Below are 23,660 nucleotides of genomic sequence, written 5' to 3' on the forward strand. Positions count from 1 at the left end.
GCTTTATCTTCTGGGTCATTTGCATCCAATTGACCTAAATCTTCCGCTGTCGCGACTGATTTTTCAAGTTCAGCTTTATTTGCTTTAGCTTGTAATGCATTTTGCGCGTCTTTGATTGCTTTGGCTGCTTCTTTCAACTCTTGTGGAGTCTTAGAAGTATCAGCTTTCGCTGCTTCACCAGCTTGAACGGCTGTTTCGAACGGTGCTACAGTGCTTGGTTTGTAGTTATCTTTCTTAACTGCGTTAGCTGCATCTAATGCTTTTTGTAATTCATCTAATGCATCTTGACGCTCTTTTGCTGCTAAAGCATCAGTTAATGTTTTAGTTGCTTGAGCGACTTGATCAGGTGTTGCATTGGCATTATCATTTACAGTTTTAGCTGCTGCTAAAGCATCTTGAACTGCTTTGTCTTCTTTATCTGCTGGATTTAAATCTTTTAATGCTTCTGCTTTGGCAATGGCTGCTTGTAATGCTGCTTTATCTGCTACAGGTTGTAATTGATTTTGTGCATCAGTAATTGCTTTGGCTGCCGCTTTTAATTCTGCAGGTGTTGCATTTGTATCTGCTGCTTTCGCTTTACCATCATTTAAGGCTGTTGTGAATGGTGCAACTGAATCTGGAGTAAAGCTATCTTTGTTAACAGCTTCTGCTGCTTTAATTGCTTTATTCAATTCATCTAAAGCGTCTTGACGTTCTTTCGCTGCTACAGCATCGTTTAATGCTTTTGTAGCTGCTTGAACCGCTTGAGGTGTAGCATTAGCATCTTCTTTAACAGTTTTAGCTGCTGCTAAGGCGTCTTGAACTGTTTTATCTTCTTTATCCGCTGCATCTAAGTTTGGTAAGGCTTCTGCTTTTTCAATCGCAGTTTGTAATGCAGTTTTATCCGCTCTATCTACTAAACCGGCTTCTGCTTCTTTAAGCGCTTGCGTTGCCGCTTTAATTTCTTCAGTTGTTTTAGCTTCTGGTGCTGCAACAATGGCTTTACCATCTGCTTCTTTTGTATTTAAAGGCGCTACACTGTTTGGTGTGTATTGATCTTTATTAAGACCAGCCACTTTTGCAAGTTCTGCCTTTAAAGCATCTAATGCATCTGCATGTTCCTTAGCTGCTACGGCATCATTTAATGTTTTTGTAGCTGCTTGAACTTCAGCTTGTGACGCATTTGGATTATCATTCACTTTTTTAGCTGCTGCTAAAGCATCTTGGACTGCTTTATCTTCTGCATCTGCGGGATTTAAACCTGTTAATGCTTCTGCTTTATCAATTGCTGCTTGTAATGCTGCTTTATCAGATTTAGCTTGTAATCCTTTTTCAGCATCTTTCAACGCTTGTGTTGCTGTTTTAATTTCATCAACTGTTTTATTTTCAGGGTTAGCAACAATCGCATTGCCTGCTGTTTCTTTTTCAGTTAATGGTGCAACGCTATCAGGTGTGAAGTTGTTTTTATCAATTTTAGCGACTTTTGCAAGTTCTGCTTTTAACTCATCAAGTGCTGCTTGTTTTAATGCATCTGCTGCATCTTGTGTTTGTTTTGCTTTAATTGCATTGTCTAATTCGACTTTCGCTGCATCTACAGCTGCTTGGTCAGCGTTTTGGTTCGCATCAACTTGTTTTGCTTTGTCTAAAGCTGCTTTAACTGCGTCATCTTCAGGATCTCCTGCTTTTAACGGTTGTAATGCTTCAGCCGTTGCGATTGATTTTTCAAGCTCTGCTTTATTTGCTTTTTGTTTTAACGCATCTTTCGCAGTTTTAATTGCTTGTGCCGCTGCTTTAAGTTGTTCTGGTGTTGCATTTGAATCTGCTGCTTTGGCTTTACCATCTGTAACTGCTTTTTCAAATGGTGTCACAGTTTCAGGTGTGTAATTAGCTTTTGTAACAGCTTCTGCATCTCTAATTGCTGCATTTAATTCATCCAAGGCATCTTGGTAAAGTTTTTTATCGATTGCTTTATTTAAAGTATCTGTTGCTTCTGCCACTTGTTGTGGAGTTGCATTACCATCTGCTTTGACTTGGTTTGCTTTTGCTAAAGCATCTTGAACTGCTTTATCTTCAGTATCAGCTGCATTAAGTTGACCTAAAGTACCCGCTTTTGCAATAGCTTTTTCTAATTCTGTTTTATCTGCTTGTTTCACAAGTGCATTTTGTGCATCTGTTAATGCTTTTGTTGCTGCTTTGATTTCTTCTGTTGTTTTAGATTTTTCAGCTGCAACTACTGCATCTCCAGCTGTCACTTGTGCATTTAAAGCATTCACACTATCAGGCGTGAATGGTGCTTTATCTAACGCTTTGACTTCAGCTAATTTTGTTTTTAAAGCATCTAATGCATCTGCATGTTCTTTAGCCGCAATTGCATCATTAATAGCTTTTGTCGCATCAGCTACCTGTTGTGTTGTTGCGTTCGCATTGTCTTTAACACCTTCACCTGCTGTTAGGGCATCTTTGACTGCTTTATCTTCAGCGTCTGCTTCATTTAATGCACCTAATGCTTTGGCTTTATTAATTGCCGCTTCTAATGCTGATTTATCTGCATTATGTTGTAATTGTGCTTTTGCATCAGTGATTGCTATTGCTGCTGCATCTAATTGTTCAGGTGTAGCTGTTTTATCTGCTGCTTTCGCTTCACCTGATTTAATTGCTGCATCAAATGGTGTCACTGAAGCTGGTGTGTAATCTGCTTGGTTTACACCTTTCGCATCCTTAATTGCCGCATTCAAACGATCTAAAGCATCTTGATAAAGTTTTTGATCAATCGCTTTATTTAAATCAGTTGTCGCTTGATCAACTTGTGCTTTTGTGGCATTGCCATCTGCTTTAACTGTGTTTGCTGCTGCTAATTTATCTTGAACAGCTTTATCTTCAGTATCTGCTGGATTTAATGTGCCTAAAGTGCCTGCTTTATCGATTGCTTTTTGTAATTCTGTTTTATCTGCTTGGCGTACTAAACCAGAAATACTATCATTGATGTCTTTTGTCGCTTGTTCGATTTGTTCAACAGTATATTGTTTACGTACTGTTGGATCATCAGACATAGACGCTGTTACTAATGGATTTACTTTTTGAATCGTATCTTTAACGGCTTGTAAGCTGTTAGGTGTATAACCATCTGTTTTTGCGACTTGTACACCTCTCATCACAGCTTGTTGTAGTTTTTCATATGCATCCGCTCTTAATTTTTCTTGGATAGCGTTATTTAAACTATTTTTACTGTCATCTACTGCTTTTTGAGTCGCATTTTGATCTGTATCTGTATTTTTCGCATTAGCTAAAGCTGTAATTAATTGTTGATCCATTGGTTTAGTTGGATCTAAGTTTGTATATTTACTTGCTTCTGCAATAGCTTTTTCTAAGTCTGTTTTATCTGCTTTACGCACTAATTGATTTTTTGCTTGTTTAACCTCTTGGGTTTTCGCATTAAATTGATCTGTTGAACCATTTTCAGGATGAGCAATTAATGCTTCTGCCTCAGTTAACTTCGCATCTAATGCTGCAACACTATTTGGTGTGTAGTCATTTTTATTTACAGTTTTCGCATCTGCGACTGCTGCTTTTAATGCTTCAAGCGCTGTATTAGGCGTAACAACAATATTAAATGTTGAAGTACCAACATTCGTTGAACCATCTGTTGCGCTTACAGTTACTTTAAAAGTACCTTCGACTGTTGGTTTACCTGTAATTTGTTTTGTTGTTGGGTCAAATGATAATCCAGTTGGTAAACCTGTTACTGCTAATGTCGGTGCAACTTTAGAGTTATCTTCAGCATTTACAGTAATTGGTGTCATCGGTGTATATGCTTCAGTTGTTTGATCTACAACTAAAGTAACATCTGGTGCTTTTGTATCCACTACTGTATACGTAAATGTTTTAGTAGTGCTTAAACCAGCATGGTCAGTTGCAGTTACAGTTATTGTAGACGTACCCACTGCAGTTGGTGTACCAGAGATTGTATTTGTAGCTTCATCAAATGTTACACCGGCAGGCAAACCTGTCACTGTTTTCGTATTAAGATGCTTACTATTATCTGTAATATCTAAAACTAACGGTTTCATTTCTGTATTAACATCGACTGTTGGCGCTGCTATATCACCAATTTTTGGTGCTTCAATATCTTTAACATAGTAAACAAGAAATTGACTCGCATTTGTTAATTTAATTGTTTTTTTAGTTTTATCATAAGTAGGCGCATGTGACGTATCTTCACTTAATAATTTATAGCCTTTGTCTGCTAAGTATGTGCTAGGGTCTTGTACAGTAATAATCTTATCAACATCACCTGAGGTACGGAGTGGTCTATCGATTAATTCTTGTAAATCTGTATCTACAAAATCTTCTTCTAATAAAGCAGCTGCAGTATATGTGAATTTTTCAAGTTTTACTTGTTGTAGGTTATATGCCCCACCAGTTGAAGCAGAAATGGATAAAGAATACTCATTTTTATGTGTATAACTAAAGTATTTTTTCATACTTTGTTTCCAGGTTTGACCTGCATATGTGATAGTCATTTCTTTCGTATCACCATCATAATCAATCGTAAATGGTTGAAATTGGTTATTTGATGGCTGAACATCTAACAATGCTGCTTTCCATCCAGGTAAACCTGGTTGAGTAGTTACTGTTCCCGCTTTGTCCGCGAATATAAATGCTCCAAATGCTCCTTTATTATAGAAATCAATCGGGTCTGGTTTAGTTTTACCTTTAGGGTCAAAGCTTTTATTAACATACGTGTCTAATTTAAATCCAAATGCATAAGAAAGTCCGCCCATTCCTAGTCCCGAACCGTACTCGCCAATGACGTTAGGATCACCTGGGTTGAAAACAAAGGCAAGTCCATCGCCACCTGGATCCCCATCTCTAGAATGGCCTTCATATTTGTCTCCCAAGTTAACTGCTCCGGTAAAATGGAAGTCTTTATTAACGTTCATTTTTGTATCTAAAGTAATTGAACCTCTGAAACTTGGAAAATCAGGAGTTAATGTAGCAATACCTTTTGTTTGATCATAGTATGCAATCCCGTGAGTAATGAAGTATTGATTAAAGTTTTCAGGCGTCACCACGACATCATCTTTTAAAGAGGTATCAACTGAAAATGTTCGTACTGCTGTCGTTGGTTCTTCTACTGCTGATCTTAATTTTGTCGCTTGTGGGCTGTATAAGTCTTTTTGTGCTGAACCTTGCTCAAGTAAAAGTTTTAACACTTCTGCTTTAATTTGGTCCTCTGTTAAATCTGTAGTATCGATAACAGCTAATGCTGCATCTACTTTTGAACTGTCATAATCTGAGGCAAGTTCAGTTTTCACTTTATCTACCTTTTGTTCGGTAGATAGTGGTGTTGATTCTATTATTGGTGTTGCTTTGTCTGTTGAAGTCACTGTTTTAGCTTCTGAAGTATTGTTTGTTTCAGAAGTTGTTGCTGATGTTGTATCAGCTTTAGTTTCTGCTTTAACTGACTCAGTTGTTGATTTAGGAACTTCAGTAGTAGCTGCTGATTGTTCTTTTGTAGAATCAACTGTTTTCGTTTGTTCGGCTTCAGCTTGTTTCACTGCTTCAGCTTCTGCTTTTTGTGCTTTGTCAACAACTGCTTGAACGTCAGCTTCAGTTTGAGCTTGTTTGACTTCAGCAGTATATTGTTTAACTGTGTCTTCAGTTAAATGTGTAAATGTAGAAAGTTTAGACAATGCGTCTGTCTTAACTGTCTCCAATACATTTGATGTAGTTTGAGTGTTTCCAGCTTGTTGAATAGTGTCTGTTGTTTTATCTTGTGGCACTGTGTTCTCTACCGGTTCTTGTTGGGATGTACTTGTATCTTTAGATGCCTCTACAACTGTGTTATCGTTTGTGCTCTCCGCTGCTTTGGCTTCGCCATTGTGACCTAAGAATAAAAGTGATCCAATAAGAATAGATGCTGTACCTACAGTAAATCTTCTAATTGAATAGCGATTTCTTAAGTTAGGCAAAAAATCCAACTTCTTCATTTGATGTCCTCCGATATATTAAATTTTGAACTACTTTATAATTATAAAACGGAGTGACACAATTGTATATAAAATAGGTTCCATGAAGTTTTAATGGCATTTTATAATATTCAGTTATTTATTTTAAAAATAATGGTGCATAATACATATAAACTACGGTTGCATCTACTATTACCGGCATATTTTAATGTGCACAATAAGACTTTCAACATTATAGTTTATAAGCATCAACATAATTTCTACATGTAAAATTTACAAAAACGTAACACAAACGTAATAAAACAAAGCGAGATTATAGTATACTTTAAGGGTTAAACCTTATAGCACTCTATAATCTCGCTTACTTTTTAATACATATGATGTTTTTTAGTTTAAGCTTACTGTCTATTTATAACCCGCATGTACCTTCTAATGACAATGCCGCTTCAGCTTGTTTCTGACATTCTTCTATAGGAAGTTTTTCTTCAAATGAATACATAAAGATATCCTGGAACTTTTGTGCTAATGCCTGTGTATCGTCAATTTGATGAACTGAATCCATCATTTCATACACTTCAGCATCCCCCATCGTTTGATCCTGAAAGTTCATCGGATTCCAATCTGCGAGTTGTTGATATAACGCAATATTGACCTCGTTCTTTTCCACTGAGAATTAACCTCCTTTATCTTTTCTTAAAATAAGCCCGATTTGCGTCACCACAAATCGAGCTGCATCATCTATTTGAAATGCTTGTCTACTTATTTTTCTTCAACGTCAATTGATTCAATAACTACATCATGAACTGGTTTGTCTTGAGGACCTACTTTAGTATTTGCGATATCTTCTAAAGTATTTTCACCTTCAACAAGTTGACCAAATACTGTGTGTTTTTGGTCTAACCAAGGTGTTCCGCCTTTTTCACCGTATGCTTCTACGATTGGTTTTGGCCAACCGCCATCAGCTAATTGATTCAACATGTTTTCAGGTACTTCTTTCATTTGTACGATGAAGAATTGTGAACCGTTTGTGTTAGGTCCAGCGTTCGCCATTGATAATGCGCCATATAAGTTGAATGCTTCCATAGAGAATTCATCTTCAAACGCTCCACCGTAAATACTTTCACCGCCCATACCAGTTGCTGTTGGGTCGCCGCCTTGTACCATAAAATCGTTGATAACACGGTGGAAAGTAATGCCGTTATAATAACCATTTTTAGCATGTGTCACAAAGTTTTCAACAGTTTTTGGTGCTAAATCAGGAAATAGTTTAAAAGTCATGTCACCTTTATTTGTGTGCATTACGACTTTAATTTCATTATCTTGGATTTCTTTATTTAATTGAGGATAGTTTGCCATAATTAATACTCCATTCATGTTAAGATTGATGTATCTCAATATTAACATATACCACAGAAAGGAAGTATTAAAATGTTATATCGTTTTTCACATAAAACAGGAAGCTATGGTGTTTCAATTGTAGAAGAGAAAGACAACGGTGAAGTCTTAGTTCAAGTTGAACAAGTCATCAAACATCCTAAACAAGGTGATTTACATGATCCGACAGCAACAGAGGGCGTCTTCTTCCATGAACGTCGCGCACTCAGTCATTATGAAAAAAGATTCACACCTAAATCAAAATTACGTGAATTCAATGTTGAACCTTTAGATTATGTAGATTCTTTACAACAAGCGATTACAAATTATGAAGAACAATTAAAACAAGAAAATACTGAACATGCGAAAATGTCTTTACACAATTTAAATACGCTAAAGAATGATTATGGCATTCAGTACAAACAAAATTTTAAATAATTTATTATGGGTTTCTTCTTATTTAAAAGACCCCCGAAATGTAAGCGTGTTACCGGAAAACAAGGTTTTTACACACTTCACATTGATGTATAATGAGGTTATCTTATATTCAAAGGAGGACAAATAATGAGTTGGTTACATGCAGCGGTATTGTTGCCGTTCATTTTTGCACTCATTATCCCTATTGTTTATCGTTTCATTAAGCGTATACATATAGGATGGTTCACATTACCTGTCCCCGTCGTTTTATTTATTTATTTCTTAACTTATATTTCGACAACGATGTCAGGTAAAACACGTTTTGCGGAATTACCATGGATGCCGCAAATTGGTATGAACTACAATTTATATGTTGATGGATTAAGCTTATTGTTCAGTTTATTGATTACAGGTATCGGTGCTTTAGTTACCTTCTATTCAATTAGCTATTTAAGCAAAAAGGAACAATTGGGTAATTTCTATTGTTATTTATTACTCTTTATGGGTGCAATGCTAGGCGTCGTGTTATCAGATAACGTCTTTATGCTGTATTTATTCTGGGAAATGACATCATTTTCTAGTTTCTTATTAATTTCATTTTGGCGCACTAGAGAGGCTTCACTCTACGGTGCTCAAAAGTCATTATTAATTACAGTATTTGGTGGCTTATCTTTACTCGGCGGCTTTATCTTAATGACACTTTCAGGACATTCAACAAGTATTCGCCATCTTATTGCACATGCCTCTGAGATTCAATCAAGCCCGTTCTTTATCTTGGCTATGATTTTAATACTCTTTGGTGCAATGACAAAATCAGCGCAATTTCCATTTTATATCTGGTTACCAGATGCAATGGAAGCACCTACGCCAGTCAGTGCTTATCTGCACTCTGCAACAATGGTCAAAGCGGGCATTTACTTAGTTGCACGACTTACACCAATCTTTGCATTATCACAAGGTTGGATTTGGACAGTCACTGCAATTGGATTAGTCACATTATTCTGGGCATCTTTAAATGCGACAAAACAGTCAGATTTGAAAGGTATCTTAGCTTTCTCAACTGTTTCACAACTCGGTATGGTCATGTCAATGCTTGGTATCGGAGCTGTCAGCTTCCACTTCCAAGGTTCACAAAGCCAATTTTATGCAGCTGCGTTTATCGCAGCAGTCTTTCATTTAATTAACCATGCCACATTCAAATGTGCACTCTTCATGGTTGCAGGTATTATCGATCACGAAACCGGAACACGTGACGTACGTAAACTCGGTGGTTTAATGACAATTATGCCGATTTCATTTACGATTACAGTCATTTCAGCGTTAAGTATGGCTGGTGTGCCGCCATTTAACGGTTTCTTATCAAAAGAGAGCTTCCTTGAAGCAATGATTAATGTTACACAAGCACCTCTTTTCAGCTTGAACACGTTAGGTGTCTTGATTCCGATTGTTGCGATTTTAGGTAGTATCTTTACATTTGTATATTCAGTCAGATTTATCGGTCAAATTTTCTGGGGTTCATACAAACCTGAATCTTTACCACATAAACCACACGAACCATCAGTGTTAATGTGGATTGCTCCTGCTTTCTTAGCAGTATTAGTAGTGGTATTCGGTTTATTCCCAACATTATTAGCAAAACCGATTATTGATCCGGCAAGCCAAGCAATACGTAATGCGAAGTTGCCAGATGCAGAATTCCATTTATTCCATGGATTCACACCTGCATTCTTCTCAACTTTAGTTATTTACGCAATCGGTATTCTATTAATCTTCACTTATCATAAGTGGGTTAAAGTTCTAGAGAATATCCCAGAGCGTCTCGAACTAAATCATTTCTATGATCGTTCAGCAGACAACTTACCAGTATTCTCTAAACAAGTGACACATACTTATATGAGCGGATTTATCCGTAATAAACTTGTTGTCATTATGGGCAGTTTAATCGTATTAACTGCTGTTACTGTACTTGCATTGCCATTTGCATTTGATTTCAGTCATGTCAGTCGTGTACGTTCATATGAAGTTATCATTGTTGTGATGATTTTAGCAGCTGCAATTATGTTAGTCTTTGCACGTTCAAGACTGTTCAGTATTATCATGCTGAGTGCTGTGGGTTATTCTATGGCGATATTCTATATCTTCTTTAACGCACCAGACTTAGCATTAACACAATTCGTAGTTGAAACAATTTCAACCGCATTGTTCTTATTATGTTTCTACCATTTACCAAACTTGAACCGTTATAACGAAACGACTTCATTTAAAGTAACAAACGCCGTAATCGCGGCTGGTGTCGGTATCGCAGTAACAATCCTTGGTTTAATCGCATATGGTAATAAACATTTTGATTCTATTGCGGCTTACTACAAAGAAAATGTCCATAGTTTAGCACATGGTAACAACATGGTTAACGTTATCCTTGTTGACTTCCGTGGTACCGATACTTTATTCGAATCATCTGTATTAGGTATCGCTGGTCTAGCAGTTTACACGTTAATTAAATTACGTTCTAAACATAAAAATGGTTATGAAAGGGTGGATGAAAATGAACAAACAGAAAAATGATATTATCTTTCAATACTCAACAGTAGTCATTTTCTTCTTAATTGTCATGTTCGCCTTTTCACTATTCCTAAATGGACATTACCAACCCGGTGGCGGATTCATTGGAGGTTTACTTGTTTCAAGTTCATTAGTACTCGTTGCGGTGGCCTTCGATGTGAAAACAATGCGTAAAATTTTCCCATGGGATTTTAAGAAGCTGATTGCGATTGGTCTTACATTTTGTGTTATGACACCTGTTGCAAGCTGGTTCTATCACAAAAACTTCTTTACACACAAAGTATTCGAAGTACCGCTTCCACTCTTAAAACCTATGGAAATCCATACAGCATTATTCTTTGACCTAGGCGTATTATTAGCCGTTGTCGGTACAGTAATGACAATTATTTTAGCGATTGGAGAGAATGAGTAATGGAAATAATTATGATTATTGTTTGCGGTATCTTAACATCAATCAGTATCTATCTCATTTTGTCTAAGAGCTTGATTCGAATCATTATTGGTACCGCAGTTCAAACACATGCTGCAAACTTGTTTTTAATCACAATGGGCGGCTTAGGTGAAGGCTCTGTTCCAATCTTTAAATACGGAACAAAAAGTTATGTCGACCCTATCCCGCAAGCGTTAATCTTAACTGCGATTGTTATTTCATTCGCGGTTACAGCGTTCTTCTTAGTACTTGCTTTCAGAAGCTATAAGGAACTTGGAACTGACAACGTAGAACAAATGAAGGGAGTGCCAGAAGATGATGATGCTAGATAACTTAATCGCTGCGATGTTGATTACACCTATGATTACTGCAGTGATTCTTGTATTTATCGGCAAGCGTCCTTTCATTAAACGTTATGTCGCTTTAGGCGGATCTTTAATCGCATTAGGTCTTGCCATTTGGAACTTTATCAACGTATGGCACCATGGACCTTTGAAATTAGAATTAGGTTCTTGGAAAGCACCATACAGTATCGTATTTGTACTTGATTTATTCAGTGCAACATTAGTAATTACTAGTTTAATTGTAACTATATTGATTATTTTGTTCTCATATCAATCAATCGGTTTACACCGTGAAACATATTATTACTATTTCGCAGTCATGTTCATGGAAACAGGTATTATCGGTGCATTTATCACAGGTGATATCTTCAACATGTTCGTATTCTTCGAAGTATTCTTGATTTCTTCATACTCCCTACTCGTTATTGGCGGTACGAAGATACAATTACAAGAAACGATCAAATACTTACTTGTGAACGTTGCATCCTCAGCCTTCTTCGTAGTGGCTGTCGGTATCTTGTACGCAGTAGTCGGAACATTGAACATGGCAGATATCAGTCAGAAATTGGGACATTTATCTGATACACAAAGCGGACTTGTCAGCATTGTATTCGTGATGTTCCTCTTTGTATTCGCAACGAAAGCCGGTGCCTTCCCTATGTATGTATGGTTACCTGGGGCTTACTACGCACCTCCGTTTGCGATTATCGCATTCTTTGGTGCCTTGCTTACGAAAGTCGGCGTTTATGCGATTGCGAGAACATTAAGTTTATTCTTTGCACACACACTGACATTCTCGCACTACACAGTACTGATCTTAGCGTTATTAACGATTATCTTCGGTTCTATCGGGGCAATCAGCTTTAATGATACGAAGAAAATCATTTTATATAACATCATGATTGCGGTTGGTATCATCCTAGTTGGTGTGGCAATGATGAATGAAGCTGGTATCATCGGCGCGTTATATTACACAGTTAATGACATGTTGATTAAAGCAGCATTATTCTTCTTAATCGGTGTCATGCTTAAAATCACTGGTACCACAGATATCAGAAAGTTCGGTGGATTGATAAAACATTATCCTGTTTTAGGATGGACATTCTTTATCGCATGTTTAAACCTTGCAGGTATTCCACCTTTCAGCGGTTTCTACGGTAAAATGTATATCGTTCGTGCCGCATTTGAACAAGGATTTTATATCAGTGGTATTGTCGTCTTATTATCTAGTCTCTTAATTTTATATTCTGTGATGAAGATTTTTATCAGAGGATTCTTTGGAGAGTCAAAAGGTTATACATTTAATCCGCATTTACACTACCGCGGCCTATTAAGTGTCGCAATTCTAGCTGTTGCGCTATGTGTGGTCTTTAGTTTCGCAGCAGAATGGTTGTATCCATTCGTTAAAGAAGCGGCTGTCACATTCTATGACCCTAAAGCATATATCGACAGCGTACTGGGGGTGAAATAATATGGCAATTCAAGTACTCGTGAATCTATTACTTGCTATATTTTGGCTGTTCGTTAATGACAGCTACACTCTTAATAACTTTGTATTAGGATACGTCTTCGGTTTATTACTCGTATTCTTAATGCGTAAGTTACTACCTGGACGTTTCTATGTGGTTACACTTTATTACGTAATCAAATTGATGATTATCTTCTTAGTTGAACTCATCAAAGCGAATATTGATGTAATCCGCATTGTCATTAAACCGAAAATGGATAACGAACCTGCATTCTTTGTCTACGATACAGATTTAAAAGAACCATGGGAAGTTGTCGTATTAAGTACACTCATCACCCTTACACCAGGGACTATCGTTCTTGGCGTCAGTGATGATAACAAGAAAATCTATATTCATTGTTTAGATTTCAGCACGAAAGAAGAGGAAGTTGAAGGTATTAAATCTTCCTTAGAAAAAGCTGTCAGAGAGGTGGGAGAAGCATAATGTTTGCCTATAATGTCGTTATTATAATCGCATTGATTGTCGTTGCACTTTCGATACTCGGTATGCTGGTACGTGTGATTCTCGGCCCTTCTCTTGCCGACAGAGTCGTAGCTTTAGATGCGATTGGTATTCAATTTATGGCGATTGTTGCTCTGTTCAGTATCTTCTTAGATACTAAATACATGATTGTAACAATCCTGTTAATCGGAATCATCGCATTCTTAGGTACAGCTGTCTTCGCGAAATACATGCAGGAAGGTAAGGTGATTGAACATGATCGACGCGATAATGATTAGTTTGTCATTATTCTTTGTAATTGTCGGTGCGATTATCAGTGCCCTTTCTGCCATTGGTCTTTTACGTTTGAAAGATGTTTATGGCCGTGCACATGCTGCTGGTAAAGCAGCAACCTTAGGTTCAATGAGTTTATTATTAGGTGTCTTCTTATTCTTTATTGGCCATGATCATTATGTGAATCCACAATTGATTATTGGGATTTTATTCATCTTGATTACTGGACCTTTATCCAGTCACTTAATTATCAAAGCATCTTATAAAATTAAAACACCTTACTCACGTTCGACTAAGTTAGACGAAATGAGTGAATTACAAAAAGATAAGCCAAAAGCAGCTGACAAATCTTAATGGATCCAGACGCCGTAAAGTACTGTGACAACAGTATATTACGGCGTCTTTTCTTTGGGCTTCAGCTTGTGATGCAAAAAGAAATGTGCTATATTAATTAAATCGAAACAATTACGATTTAAGAAGGTGACGCTATGTCTTGGACAATTATTGGCGGTGGCATTCACGCCGTTACTATTGCGATTAAACTCCGTGCTTCAGGTTTAGCAGCTGAAGACTTAACAATTATAGATCCTCATGATTCACTATGCGAACAATTTGATGATTTCTCTTGCCGTATCGGTATGCCGTTTTTACGCTCACCACATGTACACCATGTTCATCCTGACCCTTTCCATTTGAAGCATTTTGCGAAAACAAATCAATATACAGGTGCTACTTATGGTAAATATCAACGTCCACAACGCGATATGTTTATGGATCATGTGCATAAAATGCTTCATGAATTCGATTTAAACAGTCGTCATATTAAAGATGTGGCTGTTAATATAGACCGTGTTGACGGTCAATGGCAAGTCGATATGAAAGCACACGACACTGTCACAAGCGATTATCTCCTTCTCGCTATCGGCAGTAACAATATTCCGCATATTCCAGATATGTATATCAATCAGCCTGATGTGAAACATATCTTTGATGATGAAACAGTTCCTTATCAAGATGCCTCACATGTCATAGGCAGTGGTATTTCAGCAGCCCATTTAACATTAAAATTGATTGAAGAATCAAGAGCTGAAACGGTTCACTTATGGATGAATAAACCCATTGAAGTCTATGACTTCGATGCAGATCCAGGTTGGTTAGGCCCTAAAAACATGACACGCTATCGTGAAATCGATTCATCTAAAGAACGATTAAGTATTATTGCGCAAGAACGTCATAAGGGTTCTATGCCTAAAGAGTTATATTTACGTCTAAAAAAACACGTACAAGATGGACAACTTCAAATCCATGTGAATGAAATTCAAGCAGTAAAAAATCATAGGATTATTACTGAAAATGAAAGTTATGAATATGACCATATACTGCTTGCGACAGGCTTCAAAAATAACATTATGCAAATGCCTGTCATTCAAAGCTTTGTGGAAAATACACAAGCACCTTTAACAGAAACAAAACATCCAGTCTTAAATGAAAGTTTAGAATGGTTGCCAGGTGTATTTGTTTCAGGCGCACTCGCTGATATTGAATTAGGTCCATTTGCGAGAAGTTTTGCGGGAGGCAGAGAAGCTGCAAGCCGTATTTCAAAAGCATTTATCAATCAAGAAGAGAAAGTTTCTTAATATAAAGAAAAGGTTCCCTCGTCATTTGACCAAAGGGAACCTTTTTCTATCTATTTATCTTTATAATCACATATCGCGTTTTTATAGTTCCTTACACACTAAAAAAGCAGTAAAGTTACGCTTCTTAAAGTAACTTTACTGCTTAAATATTATCATCTATTTACGTGGTTTCAACATCATCGTTCCACGCATGACACTAATTAATTTGTCTTGATCATCTACAAGGTTGATATTCCAAACTTGTGTCGAACGACCTCCATGAATCAATTCCGCAATCGCATATACATAGCCGTCTGTAGCTGAACGGATATGATTCGTATTCATTTCAAGCCCTACTGGAATGACCTTATCCGTATCTACCATGTGAGCAGCACCAATAGAACAAGCTGTTTCACCGAGTGCCATGGTTGCGCCACCATGAAGGTAGCCGAAAGGTTGTTTTACTTTATCACTGACAGGCATTTTCATTTTAACGTAACCTGATTCGACTTTAAGCACTTCCATTTCTAATGTTTCTAATAAATTCGTCATCCTATTCTCTCCTATCGACTAGATTACTTCTATAATATCATAGCCGCAATCGTACCGAAGACCATTAACGGTATGTTATAGAATACGAAAGTCGGAATACATGTATCTCTAATGTGATCGTGTTGATCATCTACATCAAGCCCTGCAGTCGGTCCTAAAGTTGAATCACTGGCTGGTGAACCTGAGTCACCTAAGGCACCTGCTGTACCGATGAGTGCGATTAATGCCATTGTGCTCATACCAAGTTGTTCACCTAGTGGAATAAACAGTGCTGCAATAATTGGAATCGTCGCGAATGATGAACCGATACCTAATGTGACGATTAAACCAATTACATACATTAAAATAATCGCGATTAATTTATTATCTCCAGTCATGTTGGCGATACTTTCTACTAAACCTTTAACATCGCCTGTCGCATTCATAATCCCTGCGAAACCATTCGCAGTTAAAATAACGACACCAATGTAAGCCATGATTTTAATACCTTCTGTAAATTGTTTGTCCAATTCAAACCATTTGAATGAACGAGAAAGGAAGAAGACCATCACACCGGCTAACGCACCGAAAATCATTGACTCAGTGAATGTTTGAACTAAGAATGTTGCTAAAATCGCTACAATTGTTACACCTAAAACATATGGTTTTAATTCCTTTGGCGCATTTTCAATTGCTTTATCTTTTTTATATTCACGTGGTTTTCTGTAATAGAACATACCTAAAGCTAAACCGACGATATATCCTAATGATGGAATCAATAATGATTTCCAGATCATGTCAAATTCAATTTGGTGGTGTGCTTTAGTAAATCCAGTTTGAATAATTTGGTGATAGATTTGACCAAATCCATAAGGAAGTAATAAATATGGAAAACACAAACCGAAACTGATAACTAAGGCAATTTGACGTCTATCAATATTTAATTCATTAAATAAACTTAATAACGGTGGAATTACAATTGGGATGAACGCAATATGTACAGGAATCAAGTTCTGACTACTCATACTTAATAATAATAAAGCAACAATTAAAATAACTTTAATCGTAGAGCGAGAAACTTTCGTATTCTCTGCTTTGATTAAATTGATGATTTTACCTACTAAGTAATCTGTAATACCACTATAAGAAATTAATGCCGCGAAGCCTCCTAATAAAGCATAGCTTAAGGCTACTTCTGCCCCATCTACGATGTTATCCGTAAAGACATGGATGACTTTTTCTACTGACATCCCTGCGACTAGACCGCCAACTAATCCGCTGACGAACAGACTTAAAACAACGTTCAGTCTGAATAAACATAAAACAATCATTAATAAAACTGCGACTACTACTGCGTTAACCATTTTGCGTTACCCCTTTACTACATTATCGAACTAAAGTGTTATGTTAGTATAATAACAGTCCACTTTAGAGATGTCAATACAACATTATGTATTTCTAACACAATATAAAATACCCATCTCAATCAAAATTGAGACAGGCATTTTATGGTAATTTAAATTTTAAGATTGTCTTAACCAATCTACTATACTATGGATTAAATAACCCGTTGGCCCTTTAGGACCATTGTAGTCTGATTTAGATGTCGTTGCTGGACCTGCAATGTCAAAATGCAAGTGCGGTGTACCAGCACTGAAGTGCATAATAAAGGCTGCCGCAAAGAGCGCTTTGCCCATGCCATTTGTATGATTGACTAAATCAGCGACTTCACTGCGTTTGATTAAACTGCGCTCAGTAGCCGTAACAGGCAATTCATAAGTCCATTCCCCATTACGTTGTGTCAGTGCTGTAATAGCATCTAACGGTGCGTTGTTATTATTTTTAAAGACAGCTGCTTTATCAAAGCCGAGTGCCGCAATAGCAGCTCCAGTAAGTGTCGCAAAGTCTAAAATCACTTTCGGTTCGTGTTGTACTGCTTGGAAAACAGCATCACCTAATACGAGACGCCCTTCAGCATCAGTATTTAATACCTCTACAGTTTCTCCGCTCATAGCTGTAAAGACATCATCTGGTTTCATAGCCGCTTCATTAATCATATTTTCAGCAGATGCAATGATACCTACGATATTCACAGGTAAAGCTAATCGATGTGCCGCTTCAATCATCCCTACTACATTTGCCGCGCCACACATATCAAATTTCATCTCTTGCATACCAGGTTTAGATTTAATAGAGTAACCGCCTGAATCATAAGTGATACCTTTACCGACTAACGCGATTGGTGCCGCGTCAGGATCATCTGCACCTTGATAAGTCATTGTGATTAATCTAGGACCATTTGCGGAACCTTTACCGACCGCATGGATTAAACCGAACCCTTCCGCTTGTAACGTTTCTGCGTCTTTCACATCAACTTCTACTGCCGTTTCTGCGAAATGACCTGAAATAAGTTCTGCAAAATAAGCAGGAGTTAAAATGTTAGGCGGAATATTACTTAAATCTCTCGCAATTTTAATGCCTTCTCCAACTACTTCACCATCTTTAATGGCAGTAATTTCATCTGGTTCTGCTTGATGTAATTTTAGATTTAAGTGATACGGTACTTTCTTATCTGATTTATAATTATCAAAAACATATAATGCTTTTTTACCTTGTAGGCCGAATAATTCAGCCATTTCATTTTTAGAAATCGCTTTTGATGCGAATGTTGAGAATAATACATCCGCTTCTGTTACATGTTCTGCTTTTAAATACTGCAGTAAGTTTCCGTATACTTTCATTATTTGAATACGATCTAACTGCTTCAAATTGCCAAGTCCTACCGTAATCAAACGAACTTTAATATCTCCTGTTTCAAAGAACGTCGAACTGACTTTACCCACTTCACTATGAATCATATGGTGGTGCTTATATGTATCTAAAGCATCCGATAAATCATGACCTTGAACTGTGACTGTTCCTAATTGATTCAAGTGATCTGGCAAGCCGAGTACTAACGTGTTGCTGATTAATTCATTTTGTTCGTCAAATGTTATTTGTATTGGCATAATGTCTCCTCCATAAGATACAAAAGAGGTTGGTAAAAGCTGTTTATCAACAGTTTTGCCAACCTCTTAAAGTCTATATTAGCCGGCTTTTATGCATATAGCCGTATTATCATATTAGGTTAATATTAGAATTTACCTTTTTTGAATGCTAAGCCGATACCGCCAAGTTTGAAGATTGAACGAGTATCGATAACTTTTTTCATGAATGCTGCTTTTTTACCTACGATATTTTTACCGTAAACAACACCAATACCGTCATTAGCGCCTAATGAGCATACTGTACCACGGTTTACGTAGTTGAATGGCTCTTTAGGTTGACCATGTAAGATATTTTTGATGTTTTGAGCAACGTTTTCACCTTGTTGCATTGCGATTTGTGCAGTTGTTGGTAATGGGCGTTCTTCACCTTCAGGAATGTAAGCTGATACGTCACCGATTACGAATGTTTCGCTATAACCTGGTGCAGTTAAGTCTTGGTTTACAACTAAACGACCACGTTTAACGCCATCGAATGATTCTTCCATTAATTTGCTTCCGCGTACACCAGCAGCCCATACTGAAGTGTTCGCTTCTAGTTGTTCTTCTTTGTCGCCGACTTTAACTACGAAACCTTTTTCGTTTGCGCCAACAATCGGTGTACCGATTTTGAATTCAACGCCGCGTTCTTCTAAGTAGTTAACAGCGTGGTTAACTAATTCGTCGTCGAACATTGGAAGCATTTTAGGTGCTGCTTCAACACAAGTGATTTTAACTTTGTCACGGTCTACACCGTATTTGTTTGATAATTCATCAACGCGTTCAGTTAATTCACCTAAGAATTCGATACCAGTGAAGCCTGCGCCACCTACTAAGAATGCAAGATCTTTAGGATCTTTTTCTTTTGAAGATGCATAGTTCGCAAATTTATCTTAGATGTGACGAGATAATTCACGTGCAGTGTGGATGTTTTCGATTTGGTAAGCATGTTCTAACATACCTTTGATACCGAATGTTTCACTGATGAATCCTAAACCAACCACTAAGATGTCATAGTTGAAACGACCATTGTTTGTTTCTACTACTTTAGCTTGTGGATCGATTTTTGTTACTTCTGCTTTAAGGAATTTCACTTTATCTTGCTTGATTACACTTTCGATTGGGAAGATAATATCTTCATAGTTTACAGTACCTGCTGATGCTTCATGTAAAAGTACTGATTCATAGTGATAATCATCTCTATTGATTAAAGTGATGTCAGCTTCGCCAGCTGGTAAAATCTTTTGTAATTTTGTTACAGTTTGCAAACCTGCATAACCTGCCCCTAAAACAATAACTTTTTTTGTTTCAGCCATTTTATTCACCTATGCTTTCTTAAAATTTTTGTTAGTATACGCTATCTTAATATATACCCCATTTGATTGAAAAAATGTCAAAATAAAGACAAATGCCATTCCTCTTAATTCTATAATTAACCAAACACTTTTTCAAGGTAATACTAAGAAAACAACTGATAATTTCAGAATTTACTGATTCTCAAGTACCTTTATTATGGTCATAGTTAGTTGGAATTTTAAAGTAAAAACATTTTCCAACTAAAAAAGAGTTGAGGAATATCCCCAACTCTGAATTGTATAAATGAAAATTGATTAACAATCTTCAGGTTGTCCAGCTACTTTCGCTGTTCTAAATGAGCTGCCGCAACCGCATGATGCAATCGCATTTGGATTATCAATTTGGAATCCGCCGCCCATTAATGATTGTTTAAAATCAATTGTTGTACCTTCAAGTACTGGTTTATCATATTTGTCGACTAATACTTTAAGACCGTAGAATTCGATAACTTCATCGTTCTCCCCTGGTTCTTGTTCTGCTGACATGCCGTAAGTTAAACCTGTGCAACCGCCGCCGTTCACTTTAATTTTCAAGTATCCGTCTGGCATATCGTTGCTTTCTAACATACTTTTGACTTCATAAGCTGCAGCTTCTGTCAAAATCACTGTAGACATATTATATTCCTCCTTGTAACACGTCTTTCTATTGAATAAAACTTAGAAAATCCAAGTTTCCTCTATATGCTTATAAATATTTTGCAATAAATCGTCTGGTGAATCTCCTTCAACAATATCACCATTCACTAATGCATACAAGCCACTCGAACATACACCGCAGTTTTGCAGACAACCATATTCTAAGACATCTACACCTGGGTCTTGGTCCAACTGATTGTATACATAGTCTCCGCCTTTTGCCATGTTTGAAATGCAAAATTCTACAATTGGATTCATAATGCACCTCTTCATATTTTTGAGTCATACAATTATAACATATTTCACTGACTTTCTCTTGGGTTTGAACAGAATTTTTCCTTTTAGAACATTGTTTGTCTGAAATGTGAAAAAAGATTATAATAAATGAAAGCGTATTTTTAGAGAAAGCTTCTAAAATGACGTTGGTTACAATTCAACATAGCTTTCAGTCATCAAGCAGTGATGCAGCGTTATATAAATCTTGATAAGAGGGGTTATCGGAATGAAGAATTTAGTAATGTTAGGTGGCGGTTATGGTAACATGCGTGTTTTATCGCATATTTTACCAGATGCATTACCAAAGGACTACACTATCACTTTGATTGATCGTATGCCTTATCACGGTTTGAAACCAGAATATTATGCTCTGGCAGCGGGGACCAAATCAGATAAAGATGTACGATTACAGTTTCCGGAATCTGAGAAACTTAATGTTGTTTACGGGGAAATCTCAGCTATTGATTTAGATGACCAAATTGTTTCTGTCGGTGATACCAAAGTAGATTATGATGAACTTATTATCGGACTTGGGTGCGAGGATAAGTATCATAATGTACCAGGTGCTGATGAATTCACTTACAGTATTCAAACACTATCTAAATCTCGTAAAACTTACCACACGATTAACGAATTGCAAGCGGGGGCAAAAGTCGCAATTGTGGGTGCTGGACTTAGCGGTATTGAGCTTGCAAGTGAGTTGCGTGAAAGCCGTTCAGATTTAGACATCAAACTTTACGATCGCGGAGAACGTATTTTAGCACGTTTCCCAGAAAAATTAAGTCGCTTTATTGAAAAGTGGTTCCGTAAGCATAACGTGACAGTCGTACCGAATTCAAATATCAATAAAGTAGAACCAGGTCTGATTTATAATCATGATGAACCTGAAGAAGTAGATTTAGTCGTATGGACTGCAGGGATTCAACCTGTTTCAGTGGTGCGAAATTTACCTGTTGATGTAAATAAAAACGGTGCAGTGATTATTAACCAATATCATCAAGTACCGACTTATCGCAATGTTTATGTCGTTGGTGATTGCGCAAACTTACCGCATGCACCAAGTGCACAACTTGCTGAGGTTCAAGGAGACCAAATTGCTGATGTGTTGAAGAAACAATGGCAAGGTGAAGCATTACCTGATAAAATGCCTGAACTTAAAGTACAAGGCTTCCTAGGGTCACTTGGAGACAAACAAGGTTTCGCTTATGTGATGGACCGTCCACTCACAGGACGCATCGCCTCTATTTTGAAATCAGGTGTCTTATGGTTGTATAAATATCATAACGGTTAATAAAAAGATGATTATAAACAAACGCTCAAGTACATGTATTTCAGTACTTGAGCGTTTTCAAACTAAAACAAGCCCTCTTTTGTTTTAGCTGTTGATTCTATTGTGCTACAAAATGTTCATCAATGAATCTTGTAATTGGTTTAAGTTGTACATAGCCGTCTGCCACATACATATCGTTCATTGTAACTAATGGATAAAATAATTCATCATTTTCAATTTGCTCGATAAATTGTTGATCATGATCTGTTAAATTTTCAGTATCTTTTTCAAAATCAATATATGTGTATTCAAAGTTGATATCAGGATATTTACGTTCTAACAAGGCTTTCAGCCAATCATACGTGTCTTGAGATGTCGGCGCATTCACACAACTTGCGCATACTACATCTGCCCCATAAACTACTACGCTAACTTTAGTCATTTGGTTCCCCTCCATAGATTTTTTTCTCTAAGTCTATTATAATAAATAAACAAGCAAAATATGAAATTATATACTTGGAAGGAGATATATCCATGCCAACTGAAAATACAACAATGTTTGATCAAGTCGCAGTAGTAATCGAGCGTTTACGTCCATTCTTATTAAGAGATGGCGGAGATTGTACATTAATCGATGTGGAAGACGGTATTGTTAAATTACAATTACATGGTGCATGCAACACATGCCCAAGTTCTACAATCACATTAAAAGCAGGTATCGAGCGCGCATTGCTTGAAGAAGTACCTGGTGTAGTTGAAGTAGAACAAGTCTTCTAATCAACTTAAATAAATCGCATGACGAGGTAAGCACAGTCTGTTTTAACAGCTGTGCTTCTTTTTATTTTGTATAAGCTTTAATAATCTGACTTAGGCATTCTGCTGCGTCTTGTTTACCTACTAAATCATCATAATATTTTTTGAATCTATCATCTGTTATATAAAGCTCAGCCATAGCTTGATGATAACCTTCACTATATTGACCACTCATCAATTTCAACCATTGACGATGTGCGTTAAATACCGCTTCAGCATCTGAACCTTGTACATCAATTTGATTATGTTCTAATAATTGATTTAGTTTTTCTTTGATAATTTGTTCTTGCTGTTGTGCTTGTTCATATTCTAATTCTGAAAGATGACTCAAGTGATGCTCTGCCTTACCTAACGCTTCCTCACCATAACGTTCGATCACTTCTTCACCGTATTGTTCACGATTTTCGTTTATTTTCTTTTGTTTAAACACTTCAAACTTTTCTTTATCTGGCATCATAACTTCCTCCTGTTCTATTTTATTAATCCACTGAATTAAAGATTGAATTTCCTGTTGTTTCTCCAATAACTGTCTCTTTTGTTCTGCTAAAAGCTGTTGTGTATTTGTATTTTGTGCTAATACTTGTTGAATCTTCGATAACGGAAAGTCTAATCGACGTAGCAACATGATTATAGACAATGTATCTATATCCTCTGATTGATACACACGGTAGTCATTCTCTTTTATTCTACGTGCTTTAAACAAACCAATATCGTCATAATACCGTAACGTCCGTTTGCTTAGTCCTGTTAATTCAGACAGCTCACTTACTGTATACTGCATGTTTTTCACCTCCTGATACTTACATTAAGGGTTGACGTAAC

The 23,660-nt window shown here is 36.9% G+C and carries 21 protein-coding genes and 1 pseudogene; 11 read left to right on the forward strand and 11 right to left on the reverse strand.

The window, feature by feature from the left end:
- The 3 genes from HMPREF2937_RS11015 to HMPREF2937_RS11025 all read right to left on the reverse strand — a co-directional run.
- Positions 1–5,969, reverse strand: a 5,969-nt coding sequence (locus HMPREF2937_RS11015; RefSeq protein WP_142351446.1) for a lectin-like domain-containing protein, incomplete at its 3' end; no start/stop codon positions are given.
- Between the two features lie 388 nt (positions 5,970–6,357).
- A complete protein-coding gene (locus HMPREF2937_RS11020; RefSeq protein WP_083326944.1) occupies positions 6,358–6,615 on the reverse strand; it encodes a DUF1871 family protein in 258 nt (85 codons plus the stop codon).
- A 92-nt stretch (positions 6,616–6,707) separates the two neighbouring features.
- The gene (locus HMPREF2937_RS11025; protein ID WP_002481858.1) at positions 6,708–7,304 is read right to left on the reverse strand and encodes a peptidylprolyl isomerase; all 597 of its coding nucleotides are present in this window, start codon (positions 7,302–7,304) and stop codon (positions 6,708–6,710) included.
- A gap of 72 nt (positions 7,305–7,376) precedes the next feature.
- On the opposite strand from HMPREF2937_RS11025, the gene kapB reads away from it, so the two are divergent.
- The 9 genes from kapB to HMPREF2937_RS11070 all read left to right on the forward strand — a co-directional run bounded on the left by kapB (position 7,377) and on the right by HMPREF2937_RS11070 (position 14,955).
- The gene (gene kapB / locus HMPREF2937_RS11030) at positions 7,377–7,760 is read left to right on the forward strand and encodes a sporulation phosphorelay system protein KapB (protein WP_002481857.1); all 384 of its coding nucleotides are present in this window, start codon (positions 7,377–7,379) and stop codon (positions 7,758–7,760) included.
- Between the two features lie 126 nt (positions 7,761–7,886).
- Positions 7,887–10,304, forward strand: a complete 2,418-nt coding sequence (locus HMPREF2937_RS11035) for a Na+/H+ antiporter subunit A (protein ID WP_023016011.1) — start codon at positions 7,887–7,889, stop codon at positions 10,302–10,304.
- Entirely contained in the window at positions 10,285–10,713 is a 429-nt protein-coding gene (locus HMPREF2937_RS11040) for a Na(+)/H(+) antiporter subunit B (RefSeq protein WP_002481855.1), read from the forward strand. Before HMPREF2937_RS11035 ends, HMPREF2937_RS11040 begins: the two co-directional genes overlap by 20 nt.
- A complete protein-coding gene (mnhC1, locus tag HMPREF2937_RS11045; protein WP_002481854.1) occupies positions 10,713–11,063 on the forward strand; it encodes a Na+/H+ antiporter Mnh1 subunit C in 351 nt (116 codons plus the stop codon). The genes HMPREF2937_RS11040 and mnhC1 overlap by 1 nt, the downstream gene beginning before the upstream one ends.
- Positions 11,050–12,546, forward strand: coding sequence for a Na+/H+ antiporter subunit D (locus HMPREF2937_RS11050; RefSeq protein ID WP_031262781.1), 1,497 nt, complete (start codon positions 11,050–11,052; stop codon positions 12,544–12,546). Before mnhC1 ends, HMPREF2937_RS11050 begins: the two co-directional genes overlap by 14 nt.
- 1 nt (position 12,547) lies before the next feature.
- Positions 12,548–13,027 carry a Na+/H+ antiporter subunit E gene (locus tag HMPREF2937_RS11055; protein WP_002481852.1) on the forward strand — a complete coding sequence of 160 codons (480 nt, stop codon included), beginning with the start codon at positions 12,548–12,550 and terminating at the stop codon, positions 13,025–13,027.
- Positions 13,027–13,323: a Na(+)/H(+) antiporter subunit F1 gene (locus HMPREF2937_RS11060; protein ID WP_002481851.1), complete on the forward strand. Its 297-nt coding sequence runs from the start codon at positions 13,027–13,029 to the stop codon at positions 13,321–13,323. The genes HMPREF2937_RS11055 and HMPREF2937_RS11060 overlap by 1 nt, the downstream gene beginning before the upstream one ends.
- On the forward strand, positions 13,301–13,672 hold the full coding sequence (locus HMPREF2937_RS11065; protein WP_002481850.1) for a Na+/H+ antiporter subunit G1: 372 nt from the start codon (positions 13,301–13,303) through the stop codon (positions 13,670–13,672). Before HMPREF2937_RS11060 ends, HMPREF2937_RS11065 begins: the two co-directional genes overlap by 23 nt.
- Before the next feature lie 134 nt (positions 13,673–13,806).
- Complete coding sequence (locus HMPREF2937_RS11070) at positions 13,807–14,955, forward strand: NAD(P)-binding domain-containing protein (protein WP_070864586.1); 1,149 nt, start codon at positions 13,807–13,809, stop codon at positions 14,953–14,955.
- A 156-nt stretch (positions 14,956–15,111) separates the two neighbouring features.
- Here HMPREF2937_RS11070 and HMPREF2937_RS11075 read toward each other — a convergent pair whose 3' ends face one another.
- The 6 genes and pseudogenes from HMPREF2937_RS11075 to HMPREF2937_RS11100 all read right to left on the reverse strand — a co-directional run bounded on the left by HMPREF2937_RS11075 (position 15,112) and on the right by HMPREF2937_RS11100 (position 20,737).
- Positions 15,112–15,486, reverse strand: coding sequence for a PaaI family thioesterase (locus tag HMPREF2937_RS11075; protein ID WP_002481848.1), 375 nt, complete (start codon positions 15,484–15,486; stop codon positions 15,112–15,114).
- Between the two features lie 29 nt (positions 15,487–15,515).
- Positions 15,516–16,829, reverse strand: a complete 1,314-nt coding sequence (locus HMPREF2937_RS11080; RefSeq protein ID WP_002481847.1) for a Na+/H+ antiporter family protein — start codon at positions 16,827–16,829, stop codon at positions 15,516–15,518.
- 159 nt (positions 16,830–16,988) lie between these two features.
- Positions 16,989–18,473, reverse strand: a complete 1,485-nt coding sequence (locus HMPREF2937_RS11085; RefSeq protein ID WP_060804862.1) for a leucyl aminopeptidase family protein — start codon at positions 18,471–18,473, stop codon at positions 16,989–16,991.
- Positions 18,474–18,598: 125 nt separating this feature from the next.
- Positions 18,599–19,804, reverse strand: a pseudogene (locus HMPREF2937_RS11090) (NAD(P)/FAD-dependent oxidoreductase).
- 294 nt (positions 19,805–20,098) lie between these two features.
- Positions 20,099–20,458 carry a HesB/IscA family protein gene (locus tag HMPREF2937_RS11095; RefSeq protein WP_002481844.1) on the reverse strand — a complete coding sequence of 120 codons (360 nt, stop codon included), beginning with the start codon at positions 20,456–20,458 and terminating at the stop codon, positions 20,099–20,101.
- Between the two features lie 42 nt (positions 20,459–20,500).
- Entirely contained in the window at positions 20,501–20,737 is a 237-nt protein-coding gene (locus tag HMPREF2937_RS11100) for a YuzB family protein (RefSeq protein WP_002481843.1), read from the reverse strand.
- Between the two features lie 244 nt (positions 20,738–20,981).
- Between HMPREF2937_RS11100 and HMPREF2937_RS11105 the strand changes: the two genes are divergently transcribed.
- Entirely contained in the window at positions 20,982–22,046 is a 1,065-nt protein-coding gene (locus tag HMPREF2937_RS11105; RefSeq protein ID WP_002481842.1) for an NAD(P)/FAD-dependent oxidoreductase, read from the forward strand.
- Between the two features lie 97 nt (positions 22,047–22,143).
- On the opposite strand, the gene HMPREF2937_RS11110 is transcribed toward HMPREF2937_RS11105, so the two are convergent.
- Positions 22,144–22,467: a YuzD family protein gene (locus HMPREF2937_RS11110; RefSeq protein ID WP_002481636.1), complete on the reverse strand. Its 324-nt coding sequence runs from the start codon at positions 22,465–22,467 to the stop codon at positions 22,144–22,146.
- Between the two features lie 92 nt (positions 22,468–22,559).
- Here HMPREF2937_RS11110 and HMPREF2937_RS11115 point away from each other — a divergent pair, with 92 nt between their 5' ends.
- Positions 22,560–22,802: a NifU family protein gene (locus tag HMPREF2937_RS11115; RefSeq protein ID WP_002481635.1), complete on the forward strand. Its 243-nt coding sequence runs from the start codon at positions 22,560–22,562 to the stop codon at positions 22,800–22,802.
- A 61-nt stretch (positions 22,803–22,863) separates the two neighbouring features.
- Here HMPREF2937_RS11115 and HMPREF2937_RS11120 read toward each other — a convergent pair whose 3' ends face one another.
- Positions 22,864–23,619 (reverse strand): MerR family transcriptional regulator, encoded by a 756-nt coding sequence (locus tag HMPREF2937_RS11120; protein WP_070864587.1) that lies wholly within the window; start codon positions 23,617–23,619, stop codon positions 22,864–22,866.
- Positions 23,620–23,660 lie beyond the last annotated feature (41 nt).

This window comes from Staphylococcus sp. HMSC061G12 (assembly GCF_001838465.1).
GTDB lineage: Bacteria > Bacillota > Bacilli > Staphylococcales > Staphylococcaceae > Staphylococcus > Staphylococcus simulans.